General features: G+C 45.0%; 22 protein-coding genes. 5 read left to right on the top strand and 17 right to left on the bottom strand.

The genetic code is table 11. The annotated features are described in order from the left end of the window. Positions 1-73 precede the first annotated feature (73 nt). From OCV57_RS05670 to OCV57_RS05660, 3 genes are read left to right on the top strand one after another with little or no spacing between them, the layout of a single operon-like run. Positions 74-778, top strand: coding sequence for a response regulator transcription factor (locus tag OCV57_RS05670; protein WP_022288718.1), 705 nt, complete (start codon positions 74-76; stop codon positions 776-778). Further along, the gene (locus OCV57_RS05665; protein WP_038670254.1) at positions 771-2,192 is read left to right on the top strand and encodes a sensor histidine kinase; all 1,422 of its coding nucleotides are present in this window, start codon (positions 771-773) and stop codon (positions 2,190-2,192) included. Before OCV57_RS05670 ends, OCV57_RS05665 begins: the two co-directional genes overlap by 8 nt. 9 nt (positions 2,193-2,201) lie before the next feature. Beyond that, positions 2,202-3,512 (top strand): S1C family serine protease, encoded by a 1,311-nt coding sequence (locus tag OCV57_RS05660; protein ID WP_267300747.1) that lies wholly within the window; start codon positions 2,202-2,204, stop codon positions 3,510-3,512. Between the two features lie 243 nt (positions 3,513-3,755). Here OCV57_RS05660 and OCV57_RS05655 read toward each other — a convergent pair whose 3' ends face one another. Further along, complete coding sequence (locus OCV57_RS05655) at positions 3,756-4,595, bottom strand: hypothetical protein (RefSeq protein ID WP_267300746.1); 840 nt, start codon at positions 4,593-4,595, stop codon at positions 3,756-3,758. A gap of 287 nt (positions 4,596-4,882) precedes the next feature. On the opposite strand from OCV57_RS05655, the gene spoVAC reads away from it, so the two are divergent. Then, positions 4,883-5,329: a stage V sporulation protein AC gene (spoVAC, locus tag OCV57_RS05650; protein WP_022288714.1), complete on the top strand. Its 447-nt coding sequence runs from the start codon at positions 4,883-4,885 to the stop codon at positions 5,327-5,329. 153 nt (positions 5,330-5,482) lie between these two features. Here the strand turns inward: spoVAC and OCV57_RS05645 are convergent, their stop codons facing one another. From OCV57_RS05645 to OCV57_RS05620, 6 genes are all read right to left on the bottom strand, one after another. Continuing rightward, positions 5,483-5,998: a hypothetical protein gene (locus tag OCV57_RS05645; protein ID WP_267300745.1), complete on the bottom strand. Its 516-nt coding sequence runs from the start codon at positions 5,996-5,998 to the stop codon at positions 5,483-5,485. A 168-nt stretch (positions 5,999-6,166) separates the two neighbouring features. Beyond that, positions 6,167-7,519, bottom strand: a complete 1,353-nt coding sequence (locus OCV57_RS05640; RefSeq protein WP_267300743.1) for an MATE family efflux transporter — start codon at positions 7,517-7,519, stop codon at positions 6,167-6,169. A 216-nt stretch (positions 7,520-7,735) separates the two neighbouring features. After that, a complete protein-coding gene (locus OCV57_RS05635; protein WP_267300741.1) occupies positions 7,736-10,195 on the bottom strand; it encodes a beta-propeller domain-containing protein in 2,460 nt (819 codons plus the stop codon). Next, positions 10,195-10,728 carry an RNA polymerase sigma factor gene (locus tag OCV57_RS05630; RefSeq protein ID WP_022288710.1) on the bottom strand — a complete coding sequence of 178 codons (534 nt, stop codon included), beginning with the start codon at positions 10,726-10,728 and terminating at the stop codon, positions 10,195-10,197. Before OCV57_RS05630 ends, OCV57_RS05635 begins: the two co-directional genes overlap by 1 nt. Before the next feature lie 388 nt (positions 10,729-11,116). Beyond that, entirely contained in the window at positions 11,117-12,604 is a 1,488-nt protein-coding gene (locus OCV57_RS05625; RefSeq protein WP_267300740.1) for a PH domain-containing protein, read from the bottom strand. A gap of 24 nt (positions 12,605-12,628) precedes the next feature. After that, positions 12,629-13,150 carry a YdbT family protein gene (locus tag OCV57_RS05620; protein ID WP_022288708.1) on the bottom strand — a complete coding sequence of 174 codons (522 nt, stop codon included), beginning with the start codon at positions 13,148-13,150 and terminating at the stop codon, positions 12,629-12,631. Between the two features lie 76 nt (positions 13,151-13,226). Between OCV57_RS05620 and OCV57_RS05615 the strand changes: the two genes are divergently transcribed. After that, complete coding sequence (locus OCV57_RS05615; RefSeq protein ID WP_267300739.1) at positions 13,227-14,519, top strand: alanine/glycine:cation symporter family protein; 1,293 nt, start codon at positions 13,227-13,229, stop codon at positions 14,517-14,519. Positions 14,520-14,962: 443 nt separating this feature from the next. Here the strand turns inward: OCV57_RS05615 and OCV57_RS05610 are convergent, their stop codons facing one another. The 10 genes from OCV57_RS05610 to zapA all read right to left on the bottom strand — a co-directional run bounded on the left by OCV57_RS05610 (position 14,963) and on the right by zapA (position 25,538). Beyond that, positions 14,963-15,805, bottom strand: a complete 843-nt coding sequence (locus tag OCV57_RS05610; RefSeq protein WP_267300738.1) for a fumarate hydratase — start codon at positions 15,803-15,805, stop codon at positions 14,963-14,965. 2 nt (positions 15,806-15,807) lie between these two features. Continuing rightward, a complete protein-coding gene (locus OCV57_RS05605) occupies positions 15,808-16,272 on the bottom strand; it encodes a chemotaxis protein CheW (RefSeq protein WP_022288705.1) in 465 nt (154 codons plus the stop codon). Positions 16,273-16,297: 25 nt separating this feature from the next. Next, positions 16,298-17,287: a CheB methylesterase domain-containing protein gene (locus OCV57_RS05600; protein ID WP_267300737.1), complete on the bottom strand. Its 990-nt coding sequence runs from the start codon at positions 17,285-17,287 to the stop codon at positions 16,298-16,300. After that, positions 17,284-18,120, bottom strand: coding sequence for a CheR family methyltransferase (locus tag OCV57_RS05595; RefSeq protein ID WP_038670266.1), 837 nt, complete (start codon positions 18,118-18,120; stop codon positions 17,284-17,286). The genes OCV57_RS05600 and OCV57_RS05595 overlap by 4 nt, the downstream gene beginning before the upstream one ends. Before the next feature lie 25 nt (positions 18,121-18,145). Further along, positions 18,146-18,589 carry a chemotaxis protein CheW gene (locus OCV57_RS05590; RefSeq protein WP_267300736.1) on the bottom strand — a complete coding sequence of 148 codons (444 nt, stop codon included), beginning with the start codon at positions 18,587-18,589 and terminating at the stop codon, positions 18,146-18,148. A gap of 2 nt (positions 18,590-18,591) precedes the next feature. Then, entirely contained in the window at positions 18,592-20,643 is a 2,052-nt protein-coding gene (locus tag OCV57_RS05585) for a chemotaxis protein CheA (protein ID WP_267300735.1), read from the bottom strand. Between the two features lie 707 nt (positions 20,644-21,350). Continuing rightward, the gene (locus OCV57_RS05580) at positions 21,351-22,499 is read right to left on the bottom strand and encodes an amidohydrolase (RefSeq protein ID WP_267300734.1); all 1,149 of its coding nucleotides are present in this window, start codon (positions 22,497-22,499) and stop codon (positions 21,351-21,353) included. An 18-nt stretch (positions 22,500-22,517) separates the two neighbouring features. Then, positions 22,518-22,958 (bottom strand): dUTP diphosphatase, encoded by a 441-nt coding sequence (dut, locus tag OCV57_RS05575; protein ID WP_022288698.1) that lies wholly within the window; start codon positions 22,956-22,958, stop codon positions 22,518-22,520. 1 nt (position 22,959) lies between these two features. Next, positions 22,960-25,032, bottom strand: a complete 2,073-nt coding sequence (locus OCV57_RS05570) for a U32 family peptidase (protein WP_267300731.1) — start codon at positions 25,030-25,032, stop codon at positions 22,960-22,962. Continuing rightward, positions 25,032-25,538, bottom strand: a complete 507-nt coding sequence (gene zapA, locus OCV57_RS05565) for a cell division protein ZapA (protein ID WP_117904745.1) — start codon at positions 25,536-25,538, stop codon at positions 25,032-25,034. The genes OCV57_RS05570 and zapA overlap by 1 nt, the downstream gene beginning before the upstream one ends. Positions 25,539-25,569: the final 31 nt, after the last annotated feature.

The following is a 25,569-nucleotide window of genomic DNA, read 5'->3' as shown; positions in this document are numbered from 1 at the left end:
CAAATTTTCAGAAGTGCGAAAATTTGAAATAATGGGCATGAAAAGAAGTAAATAAACGAAAGGAAGATGAAATATGTCGCTTGGACGAGTATTGGTAGTAGACGATGATAAGAACATCTGCGAGCTGCTCAGGCTTTACCTTGAAAAGGAGGGCTATGGAGTAATACTTGCACATGACGGTGAGGAAGCAGTGGTAAAATTCAACGCTCTTAAGCCTGACATCATACTGCTTGACATTATGCTGCCTGGTATAGACGGCTGGCAGGTATGCCGTGAGATAAGAAAGAAGTCCAACGTGCCTATCATCATGATAACCGCAAAGGTAGAAACATTTGATAAGGTGCTTGGTCTGGAGCTTGGAGCTGACGACTATATAGTAAAGCCTTTCGATACAAAGGAAGTTATCGCAAGAATAAAGGCTGTATACAGAAGAGTTGGTCAGTCATCAGGCGAAGCTGAGATAAAGGAAGTCAAGTATGACAAGCTTTCAGTTAATATGACAAGATATGAGCTGAGAGTAAACGGTCAGGTGCTTGACACACCGCCGAAGGAGCTTGAGCTTCTGTTCCACCTTGCTTCAAATCCGAACAGAGTTTATACAAGAGATCAGCTCCTTGATGAGGTATGGGGCTTTGAATATTACGGCGATTCGAGAACTATCGACGTTCACGTTAAGCGTCTGCGTGAGAAGCTTGAGGGCGTTTCTGACAAGTGGGCACTTAAAACTGTATGGGGCGTAGGATACAAGTTTGAAGTCGCTGAAACACCGCATGAGTAATCGTAAAAGCATATTCTTTAAATACTTTGTAATTTGTTCAGCAGTAATACTTATAAGCTTTGTGTGCTTAGGAACGGTATTACTGCTGGTTTCTTCAAGGTATTTTATTGACGAAAAAAAGAGCCTGTTGGAGAAAAACACCAAGGCTCTTGCTTTATATACGCAGGAAGAAATGCTGGCTCAGCCTGCCGACTGGAAAAAGTCGGTGACAGATGAGATGATGCAGTATTCAATGGCGTGCAACGCTGACTTTATCTTGTGCGACTCTACGGGAGCAGTGCTTGTGAACTCCAGTAAGGATCCTGTGTGCAGCCCTCATAATATATCTGTCCATGAGCTTGAAGCTTTTTCTGACAATTGCGAGTATGTTTATTCGGATCTCGGAGGAGCTTTCGATGCTATATATCATGTGATAGGTAAGTCGTTCAAAGCGAATGGACCTGAATATTATGTGCTTGCATTCAGCTCAAAGGCGGCTCAGGACGACTATACCTACAACATAATGGAAATATTTATAGTTTCCGCTATAATAGTTCTGGTCATAGTAATGTTTCTGGTATATTTTATGACGCTGAAGCTTACAGAGCCTATAAAAGAGATAGCGGAGGTATCAAAGAAGATAGGAGCAGGAGATTTTTCTGTCACGCTGCCTGATTATTCAACCTCGGAGCTTGAACAGCTCAGCAACGCTTTCAACGATATGGCTGCCAGCCTGAAAAGCTATGACACCATGCGAAACAGCTTCCTTGCGAACGTTTCTCATGAGCTTAGAACGCCTATGACGTCTATAGGCGGTTTTGTGGACGGTCTGCTTGACGGCACCATACCAAAGGAGCAGGAGAGATATTATCTTAAGATAATTTCCTCTGAGGTACACAGACTTGCAAGGCTTGTAAGAAGTATGCTCAATCTTGCAAAGATCGAGGCAGGCGAGCTAAAACCTAATTTGCAGTATTTCTCTGTGCTTGAGCCGATAGTCGATACTCTTGTGACTTTTGAGCCAAGGCTTGAGGAAAAGCAGATAGAGATAAGGGGTCTTGACGTTGACAGAGTGACCCTTTATGCTGATAACGATCTTGTTCATCAGGTCATGTATAACCTTATAGAGAACGCCATAAAGTTCGTTGACAAGGGCGGTTATATAGAGTTTCATTTTGAGCCTGAGGGCAATATGACAAGCATTTCTATCAGAAACAGCGGCGAGGGTCTGTCTGAGGACGAGCTTCCGCTGGTGTTCGACAGATTTTATAAGACCGATAAGTCAAGAGGACTTGACAAGACGGGCGTTGGATTGGGACTTAATATCGTGCGTTCTATCATAAAGCTCCACGGGGGCAAGATAATGGTACGAAGCGTTAAGAACGAGTATACGGAATTTGTGTTCACGCTGCCTAACAAGGCGGAGGGCGACTAGGAGGCTCATATGGAGCAGTTTGAAGAGCAGCCTTGTCTGCATGATGAAAATGAAGATACAGCCCAAGAAACCGGGCATTACAAGCTGCCTGAGGGAGCGGTAGCCGCTCACAAGGTGGACGAAGATTTTTGGTCGGCTGTTGATTCGGCAAAAAAAAGAAGCCGCTACAGAGAGCGTATGCGCCATGCAGCTGCAAGGTTGTGTTTTATGGTGCTTTTTGTAGGCATCGGAATAGCCATATCAATAACCTCCATAAGGGGAAGCGGCTGGGTGAGAAATCTTGTTACAGGGGACGAAAAGATAAGCTTTACGCTTCCTGTGGCTGACAAGCCGAAGCTTGACGATGAATTTTATCAGGCTGACGGAAGATACACTGCCGAGGGTATCGCAAAGGGGTTTTCTCCCGCTGTGGTATCTATAGAGGTTTACAAAAATTCGGGTGGATATGTTGCGGCAGGTCAGGGCAGCGGTGTTATAATGTCTGCTGACGGATATATCGTCACAAACGCTCATGTTGTAAATGCGGCGGAGTCGGGCATAAAAGTTGTTCTAAGCGACAATTCGGAGTATGAGGCCAAGGTGGTGGGGCAGGATCCTGCCACGGATATAGCGGTGATAAAGATACAGGCGCAGGGCTTGCAGGCGGCTGAGTTCGGTGATTCAACTCAGGTAAATGCAGGGGAAGAGGTAGTCGCTATCGGCTCACCGGCTGGCTATTACGGCACTGTGACAAAGGGTATCGTGTCAGGTGTGAACCGCAGGATAAGACTTGAAAACTCGTCAACAATAATGAACTGCATACAGATAGACGCAGCCATAAACCCCGGTAACTCAGGTGGAGCGCTGTTCAATATGTGGGGTCAGGTCATAGGGATAACCTCATCAAAGCTTGCTTCAAGCGACTATGAGGGCATAGGCTTTGCGGTATCCATTGACGAGGCGAAGCCTGTTATTGAGGAGCTTATGGAAAAGGGCTATGTGGCAGGCAGAGTAAAGATAGGTGTGACTTATTATGCTGTCAGCGACACCACTGCTGAGATATACGGTATAAAGCCGGGCATTTGTATTGTGTCCATAAACCCTGATTGTGACGTTGCCAACACAGACCTTGCGGAGGGCGATATCATCACGGAAATAGACGGAAAGTCCACCGCAGGAGAGGTGGATATAGCGTCGCTGTTTTCAGGAAAGCAGGCAGGAGATGAAGTCGTCTGCAAGGTATATCGCAAGACGGACAGCGGTGATGAGAAAGAGTTTGAGATAAAATTTAAGCTTATGGCGGATAACGGCGGTCTGGTGGCAGACAGTCAGAATAAATAAAAAAAGAAAAAAGCTGTGGTAAGAAAGGGTACCACGGCTTTTTTCTTAGGGGATTAATAAAATATGTGATGATATTATAGAATTACTATAATACTATTATTATATATTCCCCTTAGTTTCATGTCAACATAAAAGTGTGACAGCTATTTTAAAAAATCTGTCACACTTTTTGTCACTTGAAAAATGTATAAAAATACAAAAGAGCAGACCATATTGCGGTCTGCTCTTAGTTTTCATGAAAAATTATTCAGAAAGACCCTCGATAGAGAATGTAATCTCAAGGCTGTCCTCAAATGCAAGATTGTCCTTGTCGATAGGAGAATCCTTAGCTGTATCGCCGTAATCGTTGTAGATCTCGATTCTGTAGCAGTTGTTGTTGTCCTCGATGTTGCCATACTTGATCTTAGCTTTATCGAATGCAACTTCCTGACCGTCAGCCTTGATAGACTTAAGCTCTACCTTGAGATCGTCAGCGTTGTACTTACCTGGAGTTTCCTTATCAGTCTTAGGATCGCCTGTGCCCTTGAGTTTTTCGCCGTTAAGAAGACCGATGATATCAACGCACATTACTACGCAACCCTGAGCGCCAACAGCATAGTCACCGTCAAGAGCGATCTGTGGATTGATACCCTCGTCTGGGTCATCATAAGAGATAGATGCGTTTGTGATAGAAACAGTGTACTCACCGTCGCCTGTTACATCAGCGTCAACGCCGAATGCTTTAGTAGCTTCAGGTTCGCCCTGACCTTCCCAGTTGCCCCAGAGCCACTGGCTGTCACCGAACATAAGGAATGCGTCATAGCCCTTGAATGTCTTTACAGGTGTGTAATCAGAGTCACCGCCCTCTGTCTTTGAGTCAGCTGTGCTGTCTGCTGCTACAGCAGAGTCGCCTGCTCCGCCGCCTGTTGCAGCAGAATCCTCTGTAGCAGCTGTTGTAGTTGTTGCAGCTGTAGTTGTAGTAGCAGCTGTAGTTGTTGTTGCGGCAGGTGTGCTTGATGAATCAGCTGAATCGCCGCATGATGCGAATACTACTGTTGTCAGAGAAAGAGCTGTGACAGCAGCAAGAATTTTTTTAGCTTTCATTATAATAACCTCCTGAAAAATAATGGCAGTTACACTGCCCCTAAGATAGAATATCTCTAATGAATATGATACAAAATTTTCGCATTTTTTTCAAGATACTATTTTAACAAATTTCCCTATGATAAATCGTTTACATTATACAAAACTTGTTGAAACTATATAAAAATATTAACCTTACAGCAACATATTGAACAAATCATGCGAAAATCGTGCACTTAAAATATGAATAACCTGAGCTTTATGTGGCACAATACTGGCAGTCAGAAACCAAAAGGAGCGAGAACAAAATGGATATAAATTTAAGCAAGGCACAATACAGCGAGATGTACAAAGAGGCGTCAAAGGGGACTAAGTGGTGGGTGACCATACCGAAGGCGTTTTTATTTGGCGGACTTATATGCGTTATTGGGCAATCGCTTATGGATATGTATTTATATTTAGGTTTATCCAAGGATAACGCCTCAATGTCGGTATCAATAACTTTGATATTTTTATCGGCTCTTCTCACAGGTCTTGGCTGGTACGACCGCATAGCGAAGCACGCAGGTGCAGGTACGCTTGTACCCATAACAGGTTTTGCGAACTCTGTGGCTGCACCTGCTCTTGAGTTCAAGACGGAGGGATATATTCTTGGGCTTGGGGCGAAAATTTTCATTATCAGCGGACCTGTTATTCTTTACGGCACTTTGGCTAGTGTGCTTTACGGGCTTATTTATTATTTGTTTTTGAGGTAACAAGCAGCGAGGTCTGTTTGTCGAAAAAAATGATGTTGGTGGGCTACCGAAAAATAATATCAGCAGGCGACCTCAGGTCGCCTCTACATAGAAACACTGCACTGGATATGTTTTATGCAGAATAAAAGGGCAGCGAATTTGCTGCCCTTTTTATCATACAAGTGTATCTTTATATTTCTTGCCCTCTACCACCAATATTGGATAGCCGTCAAGATACGGTTTCACGGCTTCCTGATTTTCGTCTGCATACTCAAATATCTGATCTGCCAGCTCGTTAGCCGTTTTCGTCAGCTCCTTTATGGACTTTTCATTCATAGTAGGACAGACCGGCGACAATGTTATTACTTTAGTTTCATTCAGTGCCATTACTCTCAGCGGCCATATCCTGCAGTCGAACGGTTTGTCGTCGCCTAATATACAGCCCTTCTCGTTATCCAGCATTGGGCAATAATACAGGTCTGCATTCTGTTCCTTATCCATTTTGAACAAGAAATGGTTTTCCTTCTTTATAAATTCCTGCTTAGGGGTATATTCCTGCAATATCTTGCTTGCAAGCGTTTGTGAGATATACGGTGTTTCCCATATATCATAGCTGTCAAAGCAGCAGCATATCCTGCACTTTGCACATTCCTCTTTTGACAATATTTTTGAAAGCATTTTTTCTGTCATGCCTGCCGTTTGCAGGCATTTCCCCCTTTCACGTCTATGGTATGTTAGCCACACTTTTGTGGATTGTATGTTTTTACTAATTATAACACGTTTCTTTGATAAAATCAATAGTGGCTTACTTTTTTTCTACATAGGGAGCTATCTGTTTTATGTGAATTAACAAACTATTTACATTTGTTCTGCCGTGTTGGGGATATTCTCTTTACGGAAGGTTTTATTTGCGGCAAAGCCTATGCCGAGCATCACTGCCATGCCTGCCCACACAAGGGGCTCGCTTATCATGATGCCGAAATATCCCATGCGTGGGGCGAGTATCATTGCCACTGCGAACTTGCCTAAAAGCTCTATTATGCTTGAAGCTATAGGTGTTATCTTATCTCCTACGCCCTGAAGTGCGTTTCTGAAAACTATTACTATGCCGAGGATAAAGTAAAATGCTGTGTTTATTTTCATGTATTTTTCCACTGTACCCACTATCTCAGGGTCGCTGATACCTGTGATAAGGTGTGCGAAAAATGGTGTGAAAAGCCATGTTGCGGCTATTACGATAACAGACCAGCCCCATGTTATGAGGGTCGCTTTTTTCACGCCCTCTTTTACTCTGTCTATCCTGCCTGCGCCGTAGTTCTGGCTTGAAAAGGTTGCTGAAGCTGCACCGAAAACTGATATAGGGAGCATATAGATCTCAGATATTTTTCTTGCGGTGGTGTGGGCGACTATTATGTCAGTGCCGAAGATATTTATTGCGCCCTGCATTATAACAGTGCCGATACCAACGAGAGATATCATAAGTCCCATTGAAACTCCTGTTGCATACATATCTCCTGCGAGCTTGAAGTTAAAGCGGAAGTCGCTTTTTGATGGGATAAGAAATTTGTGTTTTTTAATGATGTATATTATACAAAGCACAACTGAGATACCCTGTGCGATAAGGGTGGCATATGCCGCACCCTCAACGCCCATTTTAAAGCCTAGGATAAAGAGAAGGTCAAGCCCGATATTAGCGATAGTTGATATTATAAGGAAGATAAGTGGCGAGACAGTGTCGCCCACTGCACGGAGGATACCTGCGCAGATGTTATAGAACATTGATATTATCATTCCTGCAAGGATTATGACTATGTAGGTTTTTGCCTGCTTAAAGATGTTGTCAGGCGTGTTCAACGCTTTCAGCAGTGGGTCGATAAAGGCAAGGCTGAGGGCGGTGAGGGCTATTGCCGTTGCGATACCTAGGGTAAGGGCGTGGGCGACGGACTTTTTCAGGCGGTCAAACTCTTTTGCACCGAAAAAGCGTGCTGTCACAAGGGCAAAGCCGTTTGTAAGACCGTTCAGAAAGCCTATTATGACGGTGTTCACTGATGAAGTTGCACCAAGGGCGGCTATGGCGTTTTTGCCTAGGGTCTGACCCACAATACGGGTGTCGGCAAGATTATAAAAAAGCTGAAAAATGTTGCCAAGCAGAAGGGGCAGGGAAAACATCAATATCAGCTTTGTGATATTTCCTTTCGTTAGGTCTTTCATAATTCTTTCTCCTATTTATGTCTTATATTTATTCCTAAAACCATATTATTTTAGCACAAACAGAGTTTCAATTGGTTATATTACTGTGAACATTTATTGTACATACTATACAATTTGCGGTGGTTTTCTTTGTATGCAATAACGAAAACGTTTTAGCAAAAAAACGCCCGACAGAAATTTATCCGTCGGGTGCTAAAGGGGAAATTTGGTGTAATGCTATTTAACTATGTCCACACTGTCAGTGGGTTTTGAGAGATCGGCATAGCTGTATGAGCGTATCTGTCTGTCGGAGAAGATATAAATATATCCGTCCTGAACGAATGCACTGCGGTAACGATCTCTCTGGTCATTGTCGTTGACCAGAGCCGTGATCTCGTCTTCACTAGCATGATCGAAATAATCGTCAAAATAATCTGTATATTCGTCAAGCTTTATAGTTCCATACTCGCTGAAGGTTTTGGTTTCTATGTTATATTTCATTACCAGAATTTTTTCAATAGTTTTTTCATAATAGGTATATTCCCAATTGTCGCCGTCATCGGTCTTGCCTACTGTGGTTATGTCATAGAATGGTATGGCTATATATCCGTTTTCGTTGTCTGTTATTATTGAATTTGAAAAAACAGTGCTGGCGGATCTTTGGGTCATATCCTTTCCGTCAACTGTTGTTCCCATTTCTTTCTCGTGATATTTGTATTCCTGTATAGTCTTGAAGAAGTTGAATTTCTTTACTACCTCTGTGTCATAGACCTGCACCTGATCCACTGTGCCGTTAGCATTCGCTATGCCCTTGCCGCTTGAGCCGTATAAAAGGGTTTCTTGCTTTTCTGTTTTGCTCTTGTCGAGTATTTTTACGCTGAAAGAGTCGAATGACGTGCTGTCGGTGCGCACGGCGATATCATCGTTATAGTTCGTACCATAATGGAAGAAGTTGTTTGCCGTTGACACTGCTATCATTTTATCATCAGGGGTCACCTGAGTTATCTTGTTAGGGTCTGAGAAATCATATACTTCATCAAGCTGGATATTGTTCGCTGCCTGATAAGTGTCATCATTGTTGTAAGCGGAAGAATAATCTCTGTAAACATACAGCATAGAATGATAGAACGTGTTATATCTTGCACTCTCGAAATCAGTGTCCTCGTATGTGAGGGCCTTTTTCACAGGGACGCCAAGGTCATTGTCAAAAAGCCACAGCGTGCAGATATTAATGCCGCTATAATAGGTATTGTGTGTGCTGATATCGTAAATGTTTGCAGAGTCGTTTGAGAACAGCGACAATCTGCCGTTATACTCATTTCCTGATATGGCGTGGCTTATATGCTCGGCGTCTGCGCCTGTGACGGTCTGGGTTTTGTTAAGCTCCATGTCGCCGCCACCGTAGTTTATTCTTGTAATAAGCGCTCTTGTTGGCACTGTGCTGTAATCATCGTCTGTTTTTTCAAAGCCATATGCTCTTAAAATATAAATGTTGTCTGTTCCCATTAAGATGCTGCTTTCACCGCAGGCGATAAGCTTTGAAGCCATGTATGAGCCTTGATTTTTTCCGTCAAAGGACGAAAGCAAGATCATGGACGGTGTATTATCTCTGGCTGTGATATACATTTCACTTTCTTCAAAAAGCTGTTTTTCACCATTGATGTATCGCACGGGTGTGATATCCTCGGGCTTTTGGTCATCTAATAGCAGTGAAGCTGCTCGGGTGTAGCGTGACACGATGAAAAATTTTCCGTCAACTTTTCTTATGCCCTCCAGCACGCCGGGCTGTTCAAACTCGCTTATGAGCTTGATATTCTCAGGGTCGCTCACGTCAAACACGCACATTCCGCAGTATTCGATATCGAGGTTTTTCTTTCCTGCCTTCACGGGTAAGATAAAGTCGAAGAAAGCGTAAAGCTCGTTATTATCCAAATACATTGCAACAACGCTTGGAGCGAACTTACAGCCGTACTGTTCGTATTCGGCAATGTCGACAAGACCTTTTTTAAGGAAGGTTTCCGCAAAGATATCCTGTTCTGACTTTGTGATATTTCCGTTTTGGGTAATATAAACGTCGATACCGCCATTGTCAGTAATGAAATGGGCATTTCCGTAGGTTATGTTTGTTTCCAGCTCATCTATGCTGTTTGTGGGGGTGATATCCACGCCTGAGCGAGTGAGCTGTATATCAGCGGGGTTAGGGGTGAGCTGGTGATCTCTGAGCGCCTGCTTATACAAAGCCACATAGTCATCGTCATCAACAGACAAAGCGTCGATATTTTTGAATATATAGCTATTGTCAACTATAAAGTCCTCTATGTTTTTGCTGTTGCTATTTATATAGTTGTAAAGACCCTTATAGGTCGTTCCACGGAGGCCGTCAAGACCTGAGGCGTCAGCGGACTGTGAAGAAGCGGAATTGGGGTATTTTTTGACGAACTGGGTATTGCTGAACCTAAGCACAGCAAATCCGCCTACCACAAGGACGAAAGCCGCCACCACAGCCAGACATCTCAGGGCGTTGCTTCTGCCGCTGTTTATTTTTATCTCTGCACTATTTGGAGTATTTTCGATAACGGGTCTGAAGCCTGCCACGTCCAGCATATCTTTTATTTCCTGGGGCATGAGCTTATCAGGAATTTTGTTTGCCTGTTCCATTTGTCTGATAAGCTTTCTGCGTTTTCTTAAATTTCTCATCATGTCACCTCCTTTCCAAACAGCTTACTGCGTATTTTTGCTTTACCTCTGGATATATGGGAACGGACTGTCGTATCTTTAATACCTGTTATCTCCATTATCTCCCTGCCTTTGTAGCCTGCTATACAGTGAAGTGATATACAGAGTCTTTCCGCTTCACTGAGATCAGCAAACTCTTCTAAGATCTCGCACCGCTCGAATCCGTTTTCGTCCTTGATTATTGCGTCGCTTTCATTAATATAATCGAGGTTAGAGCGTCTTTGGGCGTATTCCTTTTGTTTTTGTTTGATCTTGGCGACCAGAATTTTGAACATCCAGCTATCGAAAGCTTCGCTTTTCCGCAGCGAGGAGATGCTCATATAGCCGTCCAGCACAGCGTCCTGCACTGCATCGGCGGCGTCCTCGGCATTTTGCAGGTTAGCGAGGGCGTAATAATAAAGCTCCTTATATATCTCTCCATAGAGCTTAGAAAAGGCGTCCGTATCGCCGTTCACCGCAAGTTCTGCGAGCTTTTTTCTTCCCTTTTTGTCCAATCTGATCCCCCCTGTCGTCCGTCATAATATAAGTGTATATTTTTCACTGAAATGTTGCAGTGAAAAAATTTTTTGAATAAAAAAATCGGGGACGAGGTGGTCGTCCCTGATGATATTTGTTTATCAAACTGTGTAGGTGCTGGCGTCCTCGACAGCCCATTTCCTATTTGCCTGTACGAGCTTGCGTTATCCGCACAAAGTTCGGCGCAACAATTCACAACATTGTCTGCTTCTTTTCATTCGTGAAAATTCCAAGCTTAGCCGCTTCGATATCGGGCTGTCGAGGGCGCCAGCCCCTACACCAAAGTTCTACCGCTGCAAAATCGCTTAGCTCGGTGCTGAGGGGGTAACTTTGGTCTGCTATGCTAATTCCTCATTCCTCATTTTTTCACACCGCATACCCATTCCTGTTCAACAATTTTATGACCTTATCATAATTAAGTCCCTTTACAGTATGATAGTCTGTACTCTCCGAATTGGTATAAACTCTCACGGCACAAGTATGGCTTATCTTCTGAAACGGATTTTGCATGACAGTTACCATTGACACTCTGTCAAGTGCGGCTATTGATTTATGAAAGCTATACCATTTACAATATGACAATGTACAATACCCGTTTTCAAAGCCTATTGACGTTGTGAACGCTGCCGCCGCCTTGACCATCACGAGCCACAGCAATGGTATGGTAGTTAGTATAACAAGTATGGTTATTTCTCTTTTCCAGTTAGGAAAAAAGTAAAGCGTTCCTCTTCCTGATACGATAGGTATAAACGTGCATATGAGCGGTATCGTTATAAATCTGCCAAGGTCGGCTTTTCCTGTGGAGATGTCGCTTTTCACCGGCGGTATTTTCGGCATGAGCATCTTCAGGGAGCGGTCAACCTGTCCGTTTGTCGTTATCGGTATAAGTGCTGATATTTCAAGCCGTCTTTTTCCGTATCCTGTACAGTGGGCAGACACAGAGGTTATTTTGCATATCTTCATAAGCAATGATTGTCTTAGGTCGATATAGTTTACTCTATCTCTATAGAGGACGTGTCTGCGTCTTGTGCCTATCCCGCTTCTGATTATGAAAAGGTCGGCACAGCGTGTGCAGGAAAAATTCCAGTGGCGCATTAGATTCGACAGAAATGATATGAGCCAGCCTCCTGCCAGAACACCGCCTGCGATAAGGATATATTCAGGCACTTCTGCAAGCACCGGAACTTTTGCTATCTCCGTATTCACTCTGCGGAGTATTTGTTCCTCCGCCTCTCGTCCTACTATCCTATATGCTTCGTAAAGTACCGACAGCACGATTATCATGCCTGACAGAGTTGATGAAAAGATAAGAGAGAATATAACGAGCAGGCTTTTCTTTGAGTTGTAGACATATTTAGGTTTGTTTTTGCATTTGGCAGTGGCAAAATGGTAAAGCTCAAAGGCTCGTTTTTTTGTAAGGGTGAGCATTATATCTGCATTTTGCAGTGATTTTGCATCGGTGTCTATGTATACGGCACAGGAATGTATAAGTCTGGAAATATATCCTTGTGACAGTGACAATGAGCTTATCTCGGCAAAATAGACCTTTGTTCGTGTTATGCCGAAATAGCCTGTGTGGGCTATGATGCAATCTTCTTCAAGCTCATAGTAGACAAATATCCAACGCAAGAAAGCGTAGCCGAAGATAAATGTGATAGTGAGGATATCAACCCAATGTGCCTGAAACCAGCTTTGAAAGTTGAATTTTGCGGCTATGAGATACTTGGCAAGAGGGATAGCAAGAAGCCACATATATTTAGTTGTATAAGATAATATCATTATAGGGTGCTGGCGGTGGGCGAAGAAATTCTTCAGCCAGCTTCTTTTTTCTTTGATAGTTTCTCTGCGGCTCATTTAAACCTTTCCTGTCTTTGGTATCTAGTCTTCTTTGCGTTCTCTGTTTCGTATGGAGCTGTTTACTATGGCGGATATTTCCATGGCGTCACGGCGGCTCATAAAAGGTATAAGAAGTCTTGCGCCCAAGGCGTTTAGGACAACAAAATTCAGTCCTGTTATACTGCCCAGTGGGGTTATGATAGTTGTGACGGATTTTATTGCCGAGGTGGGCATAAAATGCCGCATGGTAAAGAAAAGCCCTGTAAAGGCGGTGACTTCTTTTGAGCTGACGGTGAAATAAGATCTGATGAAATAAAAGGGAAGCACCAGCAGGCAAAAAAGTGCGGCGATTATCCACATTGGCATAAGGATATAATTCACTGAAAATGGGATAAGTTTTTCTATGAGATTGACCGCATAGCGGATAAGAAACAATATTACCGCAAGGATAGCCCAGAAGATAAAAAGCGGTATTTTTGAGGGCTTATATCTGTGCATTTGAGGACGTTCACCTCGCTGTTTGTTTTTTTGCGTATTTGTATGTATGGTTATCTCAGTTTTCAAGAATTAATCTCCCTTTTATATCATATCATTTATAAGGCAATTATTTGCACGAAAAAAGTGTTTTCGGGGGAAAGCTATGGAACTTACGGCTATAATAAACAAGATAAATTCGTTTTTGTGGGGCGTTCCGCTTTTGATACTTTTGCTTGGGGGCGGAATATATCTGAGCATAAAGCTTGGATTTCCACAGATACACATTTTAAAAATAATGAAGAAAACGGTTTTTACGCTGTTTAAAAAAGAAAGCTCCGAAAGCGATTCTCTCTCGCAGTTTCAGACATTTTCCACGGCTCTTGCGGCAACTGTAGGAACAGGCTCGGTGGTGGGCGTGGGGGAATGTATCAGGATAGGGGGCGCAGGCTCGGTATTCTGGATGTGGGTATCTGCATTTTTCGGAATGGGGCTTGCTTACTGCGAAAACTATCTGGGAGTGAGATGCTCTGACGGAAAGCTTTGCGGTGCGGCGTCTTATCTCGAAAAGATAGGCAGAACGAAGCTCACGGCTGTTTTGTTTGCGGTTTTTACGGTGGGTGCGTCCCTTGGAATGGGCAACATGGTGCAGACGGGTTCGGCGGCTGCGGCTGCCCGAGAGGGGTTTGGGATACCCTCATATATATTTGCACTTGTGGTGCTAATTTTCGTATTTTTAGTAGCTGTGGGAAAAAACTCAGCAGCTTGTCTTTGCGAAAAGCTTGTGCCGATAATGGCGGTGCTTTTCATAGGCGGCAGTTTGGGAGTGATAATATTTCACCCATTAAAAGCCGCAGGAGCGATAGCAATGATAGTAAAAAACGCCTTTTGCCCCACAGCCTGCATAACAGGCTCGGTGGCAGGGACGATAATATTTTCCATGGTGGAGGGGTTAAAGCGTGGAGCGTTTTCAAACGAAGCAGGCTTAGGCTCGACGGTGGCAGTACACAGCTCATGCGAGATAAAGTCGCCTGAATTGCAGGGTACATGGGCAATGGCGGAGGTCTTTATAGACACCTTTGTCATATGCACGCTAACGGCTATAGTCATAATAATAAGCGGCACTGACCTCACGGGGGAGGATATGGCAGTGAGGGCTTACAATGCTGCTCTTGGTGGAGCGGGGAAGTATTTCATGTCAGGTTCGCTGATACTTTTTGCATTAGCGACAGTGGCAGGGTGGTTTTTCATAGGGGAAAGGGCTTGGAGATATCTTTTCCCTCGGAGCGATATGATATATAGAATTATGGCTATAGCTTGTGGGTGCATTGGAACGATGTGGAGCATGGAGCTTGTGTGGGGAGTGTCGGATATTTTCAATGGACTTATGGCAGTGCCGAATGTTATCGGGGTATTGGTGTTGTGGAGAAAAGAGGTAGAAATGAGGAATGAGGAGTGAGGAATGAGGAATGAGGAATGAGGAGTGAGGAGTGAGGAATTGGCAAAGCTGACCAGAGTTGTGCACAAGCACAAAGTATAAGCTAGCACCGAGCGAAGCGAGAGGTAAAACGCAGGCACAAGCCCGGCGTTAGAGGGCTTGCAGGGTCAAGGGACAGAGTCCCTTGCGGAGTTTGAGGCAGAGCCTCATTCGGCATAAGCCGACTAGGTGCAGATTTAATGAGAAAAAAGCACATAAAAGTCCGATATTAAACAAAGGTGATATCGGAGCAAAAATCTGCACCGTTTTCCCTATCCCTTAGCAAATGTAAATCCGCAAAGAGCGAAGCGATTTTGCGGCGGAAGAACTTGCCCGAATAAGATGTAGGAGCTTGTTTGATGAATAATAAGATGTGCGTGCTGTGGAAAATGCGGGTGAACACCGTTCGCTCCCACATTATGCCCTTATATCTCTCCGCTTGCGTGTCTTGTCACATGACAGCCTACATTCACTGACACCGGCAGACCTGCAATGTGGGTCGGTGCTTCTTCTATATTTACTGCAAGGCAGGTCTGTGTGCCGCCAAAGCCTTGTGGTCCTATGCCAAGGAGGTTTATCTTCTCCAGCATTTTCGCTTCAAGCTTTGCATAACGTTCCTTTGGATTTCTCTTTGATACGCTTCTGCACAGTGCTTTCTTTGCAAGGTATGCGCACTTCTCAAAGTCGCCGCCTATGCCTACGCCTATGACTATTGGCGGACATGGGTTAGAACCTGCTTTTGCACACACTGACACTACCCAATCCACTATCTCGTCCTCGGTAACTGACGGGGTCATCATTTTAAGCTGTGACATATTTTCGCTGCCAAAGCCCTTTGGTGCCACCATTATTTCTACCTTTTCGCCCTCTGCTATTTTAAGATGCACAACAGGCGGTGTATTATCCCCTGTGTTTACTCTTTCCAATGGGTCGGATACTATGGAACAGCGCAGTCTGCCCTCTGTATAGCCTCTTGCTACGCCTTTATTTATGGCTTTATTCAGCGAACCGCCTACAAAATGCACGTCCTGTCCTATAGTCATGAAGATAACTGCCATGCCTGTGTCCTGACAGATAGGGATAGTTTCTTCTCTTGCTACTCTCATATTGTCAAGGATATCAGCAAAGACGTTCTTTCCCACCGGGGACTGCTCTTCCCTGGCGTTGCACTCTATACAGCTTTCCATATCCTCAGGAAGATACAGATTGGCTTTTATGCACAGATCTCTTACAAGTTCTTCTACTTCTGAAACGTTTATCTCTCTCATTTTTATTTATCCTTTCGCTCTGTATTTGCTACCTTTTCACGGTCGCTGAGCTTTATTACTTTTTCGCTGTCAAGGACATAGCATGGCTTGCCCTCCAGAAGAAATTCTCCTTTTAGAAAATCTGCGCAGGCTTCTTCGTTGACGTTTGGGGCTTTACACAGCTTATCCTCGGGAATATCCGTGAAGCCTGCTACGTTGTCGCACAAAAGCCCTACGGAAACTTCTTCGCCCATTGTGATTATTATGCAATCTCTGTCGGAGATCTCTTTTGGCTCATAGTGGAAACGTCTGCGCAGGTCTATGACAGGCACTACCTCGCCCTCGTTCACCACTGTTCCCGGCACATAGTCGGGAAAATCAGGCACGGGAGTTGGGGTCTGCGCCGCTATGATTATTTTTATATCCTCAAAGGGCAGTGAAAAGCTTCGCCCTGCTGAGGTGAAAATGAGATATCTGCTGTTTTCCACAGCTATCCCTCCTTGTTATATTTTATCATAAGCCGCTGTCGATGCGATAATGTATCTCCTGTGCTATCTTGTCAAGGGGACACTGCTTTGACACTGAGCCGTTTTCATATGCGGCTTTGGGCATACCATAGACTATGGAGCTTTCTGCGTCCTGTCCGATATTATATGCTCCCATTTTCTTCATGTTGAGCATACCCTTTGCACCGTCACAGCCCATGCCGGTGAGGATAACGCCTATAGCGTTACGCTTTGCGCTGTATGCCACAGAGTCAAAAAGCACGTCAACTGACGGACAGTGACCTGATACCTTTACACCTGCTTCAGAGGTGACAAAATAGCCTTTTTTATCCCTGAACAATCTAAGGTGCTGACCGCCCTGCGCTATTACCACCATGCCTTGGCTGAGATACAGACCGCTTTTGGCTTCCACAACGTTGTGACCGGTCTCAGTGCATAGCTGTTCGGCATATATCCTTGTATAGCCCGCAGGCATATGCAGGACTGCCACTATAGGGGGCAGGTCGTGGCGGAGGTCTTTAAGGATAGCTTTCAGGGCTTCCGTTGAGCCTGTTGAACCGCCTATGGCTATTATTCTGGAGGTATTTATGGCAGGTATATGCACAACAGAATTAACTCTTGCTTTTTCAAGGCGCTGTATGCTTTCGGTAAAGCGTTTCTGAAAACGCTCGTTATCAGACGGAGTGCCGTCAGGTTTATATACGACGTCTATGGCACCTGCCTGCATCATGGGATATTTATTGTTATGCTGAATGGTAAGATAGATTATAGGCACAGAATATCGTGGGGCAAGGCTTATGATGTAGTCGTCCATATTGTTTTGGCAATCGCCGTCGAGAAGAACATAGTCGGGAGAAAGGGCAGTGACGCTTTTTCTGCCGTTGCTAAGGCAGGCTGAGGCGAGCTTTGAGCTTTGGAAGCCTGCGTTTGTAAGGGCCTTTCTGCAAAGCTGTGCAAAGGTTTTGTTTTCAGTTATCACAAGAAAGAGAGGCGTCATTTTTTATCCCCTCCCAGCTTGCGGTATATTGCAGGGGCAACTTTTACAAAAGGCATATACTTCGGCACTGATTCTGCGTGACCGATATAGAAATAGCCGCCATCCTCCATTGCGTCATAGAATTTTCTGCATATCTCGGCTTTTGTATCGTCGTCAAAATATATCATGACGTTACGGCAGACGATAAGGTCGAATTTCTTTTTGAAAGTGAAATCATCCATAAGATTGTGGTAGCGAAACTCAACATTCTGCCTTATTGTATCGCTGACCTGCCAGAGATCCTTTGTGTTTGAATATGGGTGAAAATACTTTTTACGCCAATCTTCGGGGATATTCTTTATGGACATACTGGTATAAATGCCGTTTTTGGCAGAACGCAGTGCGTTAAGGGAGATATCCGTGGCAAGTATTTTCAAGTCCCAGAAACGGCGGTCAAAGCCGAAATAATCGTCCATACACATGGCAAGATTATATGGCTCGTTGCCGAATGAGCAGCCTGCACTCCATATACGCATATCATGATCGAGGACGTTTTTTTCGGCATAGGGGAGAAATTTCTCCATGAAGTGTTGGAAATGGTCCGTTTCACGCATGAAATATGTATGGTTGGTAGTAAGGCGGTTTATAAGGTTGGCAGTTTCTCTGCCTGTTTCATCGCTGTAGACGGCGCTGAGATATTCTGAAAAGCTGTTGAAGCCGCAGTCCAATACATAGTTGCTCAGCCTGCTTTCAACGATAGACTTTTTCCTTGCAAGGTCAAGGCCGTATTTTTCTTTTATGAATGCAGTAAGCTCGTCAAAGTCTGACTGAGAGATCTCAAGACGTGACAGCATTCCTCTTCCTCCTTGTTATTATGTTTTACCTGTTTGTTCTGACCAGAATATCAGGGTCAAGCAGGGATATGTTTTTGTTGTTTGCGTTTATAAAGCATTTTACAAGGCTGTTTTTTACGGGCGACACGGCGGTCTGCTGGGGGAGGATATCCTCAACGTCCAAGACCTTATCGCATATTATGCCAGCCTGATTTGAGCCGACTTCTATCACTATGGTACTGCTTCTGTTGTCATACTCCCCTTCGGGCAGTCCAAGACGCAGGCGGAGATCTATCACGGGAACGGCTTTTCCTCGCAGATTTATAACGCCTTTTATGAACTTTGGTGTTTTCGGGAGTCTTGTGACGGGGAGAAGCCCTATTATATCGGTGACATCTTTTATCTCAAAGGCGTAATATTTTTCATCAGAAACAAAGGAGAGTATTTTTCCGCCCTTCTGACAAAATTCGTTTATATCCTGTTCTGACATCTTTATTCACCCTTTCGGAAGTCATAATTGCCGAGAAATTCTTTCATATCCAGTATTATGGTTATACTGCCGTCACCGAGGACCGAACAGCCTGCCATGCCTGATTCCTTGAGGGGATAGGCGTCAAGGAGAGGTGAGAACGGTTTTACTACCACCTGCTGGTCAACTGTTATCCTGTCTGCCATGAGGACGGCTTCCTTGCCGCCGTCTTTACAACAGAGCATTATGCCCTTTGTTACGTCCTTTTCGGCATTTGGTATATCAAAATGGTCGCTCATTCTGATAAGAGGCAGACATTTTTCACGGAGCATTATAAACTCGTTGCCCTCGGGGTCGGTGATAAAGCTTTCGGCTTTGCAGGAGAAAGCTTCGGAAACTGCGGAAACAGGCAGAGAGAAATTCTCGCCCCCTACGTCAACGCTTAAAACGTCAAGGATAGACAGAGAAAGTGGTATCCTGATAGTAAAGACAGAGCCTTCGCCAAACTTGGAGTCAACATAGAGCTTTCCGCCGACTTTCTCAAGGTTTTTCTTTACAACGTCCATTCCCACGCCTCTGCCTGAATATTCGGTTATTTTATCATTGGTGGAAAAGCCTGCGGCCACGACAAAATTGAATATCTCTTTGTCGGTATATTCATTCTCAGGCTTTGTGAGCATACCATTTTTCTTGGCTTTCGCCATAAGCTTTGCGGTATCCATTCCTGCACCGTTGTCACGGCAGGAGATGACCACTTCGTTGGAGTCATAGCCTGCGCTCAGAGTAACTGTGGCAGGCTCGGTCTTGCCTGCTTTTGCACGGACTTCAGGGTCTTCTATGCCATGGTCAACTGCGTTTCTTACAATGTGCATAAGGGGGTCATTGAGGATATCTACGATAGATTTATCCACTTCCGTTTCCTGCCCTTCAAACACAAGAGTAACGTTCTTTTTGAGCTTTTGGTTCATATCCCTGACAACACGGTTCATCTTCTGAAATGCTGTGGAAACAGGTACCATTCGTATGGACATTACAACGTCCTGAAGCTCATCGGTAAGCTTTTTCAGCTCACGGGAGGATTTATTGAAGCGGTCAAGGTTTATCTCGGCTTTTTTCAGGTCGGGAGAGGAGATAACAGAACCTTCGGTTATAACGATCTCAGCCACAAGATCAAGAAGTCTGTTGAGCTTATCGAGCTTGACGGATATCATGGACTGCTCATGCTTTTTGGGAACTGCATTTGCAGGCTGAGCAGGCTTTGGGGCTGACTTTTCCGGAGCAGACTTTTGGGCAGGCTGAGGTTTTTTGGCTGCGTTAGCAGGTTGCTCAGGCTTTTTCACCTGCTCAGCTTTGTCAACGTTCACGGCGTTTTTCATAAGGTCAAGAACGCCATTCGGGTCATCGGTGATAAGCTTTATGTAAAGTCCCTTTTTTGATATCTCGTCCCCTGCATTGTCGGCGTCAAGATCCTCAGGGAAAGTTTTTATTACCTCGCACATTTTACCTAAAGCACGCAAAAGCACCAATGCACGCATATCAGGCATTGCACAGCTTTCGGAATATGTGACCTTATAGGTTAGAACGCCCTCTTTTTCATCATCAGGGAAAAGCCCCTCATAGGTGTTGGTATCGGCTGATGAAGTATCGGAACTGTCTGTGGCAGGCTGACATTTCATGGTGGCGGCAAAGGCGTGTATCTTATTTTCAAGCTCTGAAAAATCGGTGAGCGGAGCGTCGTCATAGAGTGAATCAAGCTCTGATTTAAGGTTATCGGAGGCTGAGAAAAGAAGCTCATAGAGAGCAGGCTTGTCATATTTCACAGTAGGGTCTTCACGGATAATGTAGAAGAGATCCTCAACTGAGTGGGCAAGGGTAGACATATTGTGCATACTCATCATGGCGGCAGAGCCTTTAATAGTGTGCATGGTACGGAATATCTCGTTGATATCGTCGGAGGAGATAGAGTCTTCCTGCTCGGTGCGCATAAGGATCTCGTCCAACTTTTCCAGAAGGTCGCCTGTTTCAAAGACGAACATATCCGCCATATTTTCCATACCGCTTTCAAATTTCGGCAAAAAAGTCACTCCCTTTCGGTGCTGTTGAAGCATACGGATAAAATCAATAATATTATAGCAAATTTTTTGATATTTTTCAAGCATTTTTGTGCATTTTAAGTAAAAGAAACGATCAAGTGAGGAGGAAGGTAAGTGAGGAGTGAGCAAAGCTGCCCCCAAGCACCGAGCGAAGCGATAGATAAAGCGCACGCTCAAGCTCGGCGCTGGAGGGCTTGTGGGGTCTAGGGGCAAAGCCCCTAGCGGAGTATGAGGCAGAGCCTCATTCGGCGATAGCCGACTAGGTGCAGATTGTAGTATTAAAAGCATATAGAAATAAGATATCAGACAAAAGAAATATCGGAGTAACACAATCTGCACCGCTATTCTATCCCAAAGCAAAACGTATATCCGCAAAGAGCGGAGCGATTTTGCGGCGGCAGAAACTTGCCCGAATACCTGTAGGGGAGCAGCGCAATTTCTGCTTTGCAGAAATACGACGTCCCGTTTCGAGGAGTTGCGGGGGGTTGAATTTGTACAAACCATGTAGGCGAATAAAGGCGGGCGAACGCTGTTCGCCCCTACCGCCATTTGTGGGTTTATCACAGGATCGAGCAGGCAAACAGGTGCGGGCTGTCGAGGTCGCCAGCCCCTACATGGTTAAAAATGACAAATTGCGGATAACGCAAATAAAAAATGCGAAACGAAAACCGTTCCGCATTGGTATCATATCAAATTATTTTTCCACCGCATATCACCATGTCAGGTGATACCATTACATCAAGTGGGTCGCCGCTGAATAGGGTGAGGTCTGCGTCAAGCCCTGTCTTTACAGAGCCTACCCGGTCGGATATGCCTGCTATCTCTGCCGCTGTGCAGGTGATAGCCTCAAGACCTTTTTCATAGTCAAGACCGTTTTTTACTGCAATAGCCGCCGACAAGGGCAGATATTCTATCGGCACTTCTGCGTGGTCGGTGCAGATAGCTACCTTTATGCCGTGAGAAGAAAGTATGCCTGCGTTTGCTGGGGTAAGATTTGCCATTTCAGGCTTGCACCTGTCGCATATTACAGGACCTATCACACAGCTTGCTTCTTCTTCTGCAAGCTCGTCAGCTATGATATGACCGTCAGTGCAGTGTATAAGCACATAGTCAAGCTCAAATTCTTTCGCTATCCTTATGGCGGTGAAAATATCGTCCGCCCTGTGACAGTGAAAATGCGCCTTGACTTCGCCTCTGAGAACAGGGAGCAGAGCCTCCGACTTCATGTCAAACTCCGGCATATCCTCCTCGCTTCCCATTGCACGCTCGACCGCTTCACCGTATTTCTGCGCCTTTATAAGTGCTTCTCTTATTATGCCTGCCACTGCCATTCGGGTGTAGGGGGCGTCCTCTTTGTCAGAATAGGTGAGTTTAGGGTTTTCACCCATTGAGAATTTCATTCCAACTGTGCCTACAAGCATTTTATCTATTCGCTTGCCATAGGTTTTTACTGCCGCAATACTGCCTGCAACTGGGTTTGCAGAGCCTGGGGATACAAGACAGCATGTTACGCCTGCTTTTCTTGCAAGCTCAAAGGAATAGTCGATCGGGTTTATGCCGTCAACAATGCGGATATGTGCTGTGCATGGTTCAGATTCCTCGTTGAAATCCTCGCCCTCCATGCCTACACCGCTTGTGGATAGTCCAAGATGTGTGTGAATGTCGATAAAACCAGGATAAACTGTTCTGCCGTTGCCGTCTATGTCCTCGGCTGTGACAGCTTCGGGAGAGCCACTTTCTACAGCGGAAATAATGCCGTCTGTTATCTCCACCCAGCCGTTTTCAATAACACGTCTGTCGCTGTCCATGGTCTTTATTTTAACGTTGTAAATTTTCATATGCAGTTTTCACCATTCTTATTTGCCTGTTGAGCCAAAGCCGCCTGCGCCACGCTCTGTATCGGAAAGCTCTGTTACTTCCTCTACTTCGGGAGTGAAAACAGGGGTTATCACAAGCTGTGCGATCCTGTCGCCGCTGTTTATGGTGTAGTCCTTGTCTGAACTGTTGTGGAGAGCGCAGATTATCTCGCCTCTGTAGTCCCAATCAACAACGCCAACGCAGTTTGCAGGGGCAATGCCGAACTTTGATGCCAGTGAGCTTCTTGCATAGATAAGAAGAACGCAGTTTTTCTCACCCTGAACCTCGGCTGATATGCCTGTGTGTATTTTCTCGGTCTGACCTGCTTTTATGGTAACAGGTGCGTCTGTGCAGGCACAAAGGTCATAGCCTGCGCTAAATTCTGTTTGTCTTGCAGGGATAACTGCATTTTCCTTAAGCTTTTTTATAAGTAATCTCATTTTATAAAACTCCTCTGTAGTATAGGCCATTGGTGGCGTTTTCGGGTTTTGCACCCCTTTCGCCACTGTAGGCTTTTATTATTTCGTTTATCCTGTGGGCATTCTCCTCATAGAAGTGAAGCTCCATATAGTCGGCATTGTCAAAATCCGTCAGCTTGTCTGCAAGGTACAAAATATCGGAATTTAGTATCTCTGCGCAATTTCTGCCCTTTGGACATCTCACCGGAAACTCTCTGCCTGTGCGGTCAAAAAGCTTGCCCTTGCAGTTTTTACAGCCTATATCGTTTCTTATAGGACAGTTTGCAGTGAGCATAAGGGGAAGTCTGCCGTATGCCACAAAGCCTATCTCAATGGGCTTCTTTAACTTTTCTATCTGCGACGCTTTAAGTTCAAAGGACACTGTGCAGTCTTTTGCACCAAGTTTTTTTACCTCGTCCAATGCGGGTGAGTTGCAGAGATTGAATGAATAGCCTGCGTGAAGCTCAAAGCCAAGGTCATTCGCAATAAGGCAGTGACCGATATTCATGGCGAGCATTTTTGTTATGCCTGCTTCTTTTGCGGCTGAAAGCTTTTCACATAGGGCTTTCTCGTCGAATGTGAAGCGTGGCATTATTATCATAAGCTTGCTTTTGTCTGACACGATCTTTACCGCTTCTGACGCTATCTCTATTGGCACGCCCACAAGCTCTGCTTTGTCAAGGTCAACACCCTCAAGCTGAGAAAGTTTTGAGAGCATTATGCGGATCTTTTTGTGTTCATAGGCTTTTGGCAGGGTAGGAAGATCGGCAAGTGCTTTGTCGGTAAAATCGGCGGTATGGGTGAAAAAGTCTATACGCTTCTGGTCAAGCTTTTCTACCGCCTGCCGTCTTAGGTCATTAAGTGCGGAAGCTGGATAGGCAAGGTCTTTGCCTATGGCGGCTTCAAGTCCTCCGAACTCATATATGGTGTCCCCAAGCTTGGAGAGCTGTTTTTTTACATAGTCGCTGTCGCAGGCCTTTTTCAAGGCTTTTTGTGGTATATCGCCGTAAACGGTCACGGTGTTTCCCTCGCTGTCACGGAGAGAAAGCTCCGCCGGAGAACTTTCCTGAAGCTTTATGGTGAAAAAGGCTTTTGTGCGCTTTTCACATCTGCGGTAAAGCTCATGAAGCTCGGGAAGAATTCTGGCGGTGGCGGAAACGTCCTCTTTCTGCCTAGTGCCGAACATTTCTCTGCCTAATCTGCCATTGTAATAGCCGTCTGTAAAGCCCCCGCGGGAAAAGACCGCTTCAAGGGCTTTCAGGTCATAAGGCTTGTTTTCGAGAGAATTTTTACAGCAGTTCACTGCCGCCGCAACATATTCGGGGCGCTTCATTCTGCCCTCTATTTTAAGAGAGGAAACTCCGTCATTTTCGAGCCTTTGGAGCTTATCAACATAGGACATATCTTTCAGAGAGAGGGCGTAACGCTCCTGCCCCTTTGTTATCTTATCTCCTTGCGCGGGAAGTCTGCACGCTTGTGCGCAAAGGCCGCGGTTTGCGCTTCGTGAGCCTATAAGAGCGCTCATATAGCACTGACCTGACACGGACATACAAAGTGCGCCGTGTACAAAGACCTCTGTTTCGATGCCGAGGGCGGTGAGGTCTTTTATGGTATGCTCGGGAAGCTCTCTTGACAGGACGGCTCTTGAAAAACCGAGGTTTTTAGCCATTTTCACACCGCTTTCGCTGTGGATGGTCATTTGGGTGGAGGCGTGATATTCAAGGTCGGGGCAACATTCACGGCATATTTTCACAAGGGTCAGGTCTTGTGTGATAAGTCCGTCAACGCCAATTTCTGCGGCAAACTTGACGGCTTTTTTGCACTCTTCGAGCTGTTCGTCAAAGACAACAGTGTTTATCGCCTGATAGACCTTTACACCTCGCAGGTGACAGAGCCTTACGGCTTCTTTTAGCTGTTCATCTGTGAAATTGGCGGCATTTTGTCTGGCGGAAAATTTCTCTCCCCCGAGATAAACTGCGTCACAGCCGCTTCTAAGGGCGGCTTCGAGAGTTTCAAAAGAACCGCAGGGGGCAAGTATCTCAGCTTTGTGAGCCATTAATGGCTTCCTCCCTCGGGTCTGTAATTCACTGTGCCGACAAAATTGCCGTTGTTAGGCTGATTAGGGTGGACAGGTCTTTCAATAGCGTTCTTTATCTCCTGCGAAAGAAGCTCGTTTGCGTTTATAACTTCGTCCTCAGGCTCTCTTTTTACAACTGTGCGTGCTTCGAGCTGTTCTTCAAGGTCATGGACTTTTGCCTGAAGCTCTCTTATTTCTTTCTGAGCTTCGTCAGCTTGACTTCTTGCTCTGCCTGCGTCGTCAACATAGTCCTTTATCTGGGTGCGGATATTCTCGATATTCTGATTTGCCTTGCTAAGCTCGTCAAGACAATCAAGTGCTGTCAGCACTGCGGCGTCCTGAACGGAAAGGCTCGGGATAGCTTTCATCATGCCTTTTATCTTTGCATTTATCACCAACGCAAGTTTATTGGTATACTCCTGCGACTCTTCGGAAAGCAGATTGTATGTACGGTTATAAATATTTACTTTAAGCTTGTTTTTCATAGCTTTTGACCTCCCTTTATTTTCTTTGCTG

Origin of the sequence: Hominimerdicola aceti, from assembly GCF_025567495.1 — a bacterium.
In the GTDB taxonomy this organism is placed as follows: domain Bacteria; phylum Bacillota; class Clostridia; order Oscillospirales; family Ruminococcaceae; genus Hominimerdicola; species Hominimerdicola aceti.
This window is presented reverse-complemented; position numbering and strand designations above follow the sequence as displayed.

Bases quoted from the DNA above. Each gene is read 5' to 3' on its own strand.
- OCV57_RS05670 (WP_022288718.1), top strand. From the start codon at position 74: ATGTCGCTTGGACGAGTATTGGTAGTAGACGATGATAAGAACATCTGC.
- OCV57_RS05665 (WP_038670254.1), top strand. From the start codon at position 771: ATGAGTAATCGTAAAAGCATATTCTTTAAATACTTTGTAATTTGTTCA.
- OCV57_RS05660 (WP_267300747.1), top strand. From the start codon at position 2,202: ATGGAGCAGTTTGAAGAGCAGCCTTGTCTGCATGATGAAAATGAAGAT.
- OCV57_RS05655 (WP_267300746.1), bottom strand. From the start codon at position 4,595: ATGAAAGCTAAAAAAATTCTTGCTGCTGTCACAGCTCTTTCTCTGACA.
- spoVAC (WP_022288714.1), top strand. From the start codon at position 4,883: ATGGATATAAATTTAAGCAAGGCACAATACAGCGAGATGTACAAAGAG.
- OCV57_RS05645 (WP_267300745.1), bottom strand. From the start codon at position 5,998: ATGACAGAAAAAATGCTTTCAAAAATATTGTCAAAAGAGGAATGTGCA.
- OCV57_RS05640 (WP_267300743.1), bottom strand. From the start codon at position 7,519: ATGAAAGACCTAACGAAAGGAAATATCACAAAGCTGATATTGATGTTT.
- OCV57_RS05635 (WP_267300741.1), bottom strand. From the start codon at position 10,195: ATGAGAAATTTAAGAAAACGCAGAAAGCTTATCAGACAAATGGAACAG.
- OCV57_RS05625 (WP_267300740.1), bottom strand. From the start codon at position 12,604: ATGAGCCGCAGAGAAACTATCAAAGAAAAAAGAAGCTGGCTGAAGAAT.
- OCV57_RS05615 (WP_267300739.1), top strand. From the start codon at position 13,227: ATGGAACTTACGGCTATAATAAACAAGATAAATTCGTTTTTGTGGGGC.
- OCV57_RS05610 (WP_267300738.1), bottom strand. From the start codon at position 15,805: ATGAGAGAGATAAACGTTTCAGAAGTAGAAGAACTTGTAAGAGATCTG.
- OCV57_RS05600 (WP_267300737.1), bottom strand. From the start codon at position 17,287: ATGACGCCTCTCTTTCTTGTGATAACTGAAAACAAAACCTTTGCACAG.
- OCV57_RS05595 (WP_038670266.1), bottom strand. From the start codon at position 18,120: ATGCTGTCACGTCTTGAGATCTCTCAGTCAGACTTTGACGAGCTTACT.
- OCV57_RS05590 (WP_267300736.1), bottom strand. From the start codon at position 18,589: ATGTCAGAACAGGATATAAACGAATTTTGTCAGAAGGGCGGAAAAATA.
- OCV57_RS05580 (WP_267300734.1), bottom strand. From the start codon at position 22,499: ATGAAAATTTACAACGTTAAAATAAAGACCATGGACAGCGACAGACGT.
- dut (WP_022288698.1), bottom strand. From the start codon at position 22,958: ATGAGATTACTTATAAAAAAGCTTAAGGAAAATGCAGTTATCCCTGCA.
- OCV57_RS05570 (WP_267300731.1), bottom strand. From the start codon at position 25,032: ATGGCTCACAAAGCTGAGATACTTGCCCCCTGCGGTTCTTTTGAAACT.
- zapA (WP_117904745.1), bottom strand. From the start codon at position 25,538: ATGAAAAACAAGCTTAAAGTAAATATTTATAACCGTACATACAATCTG.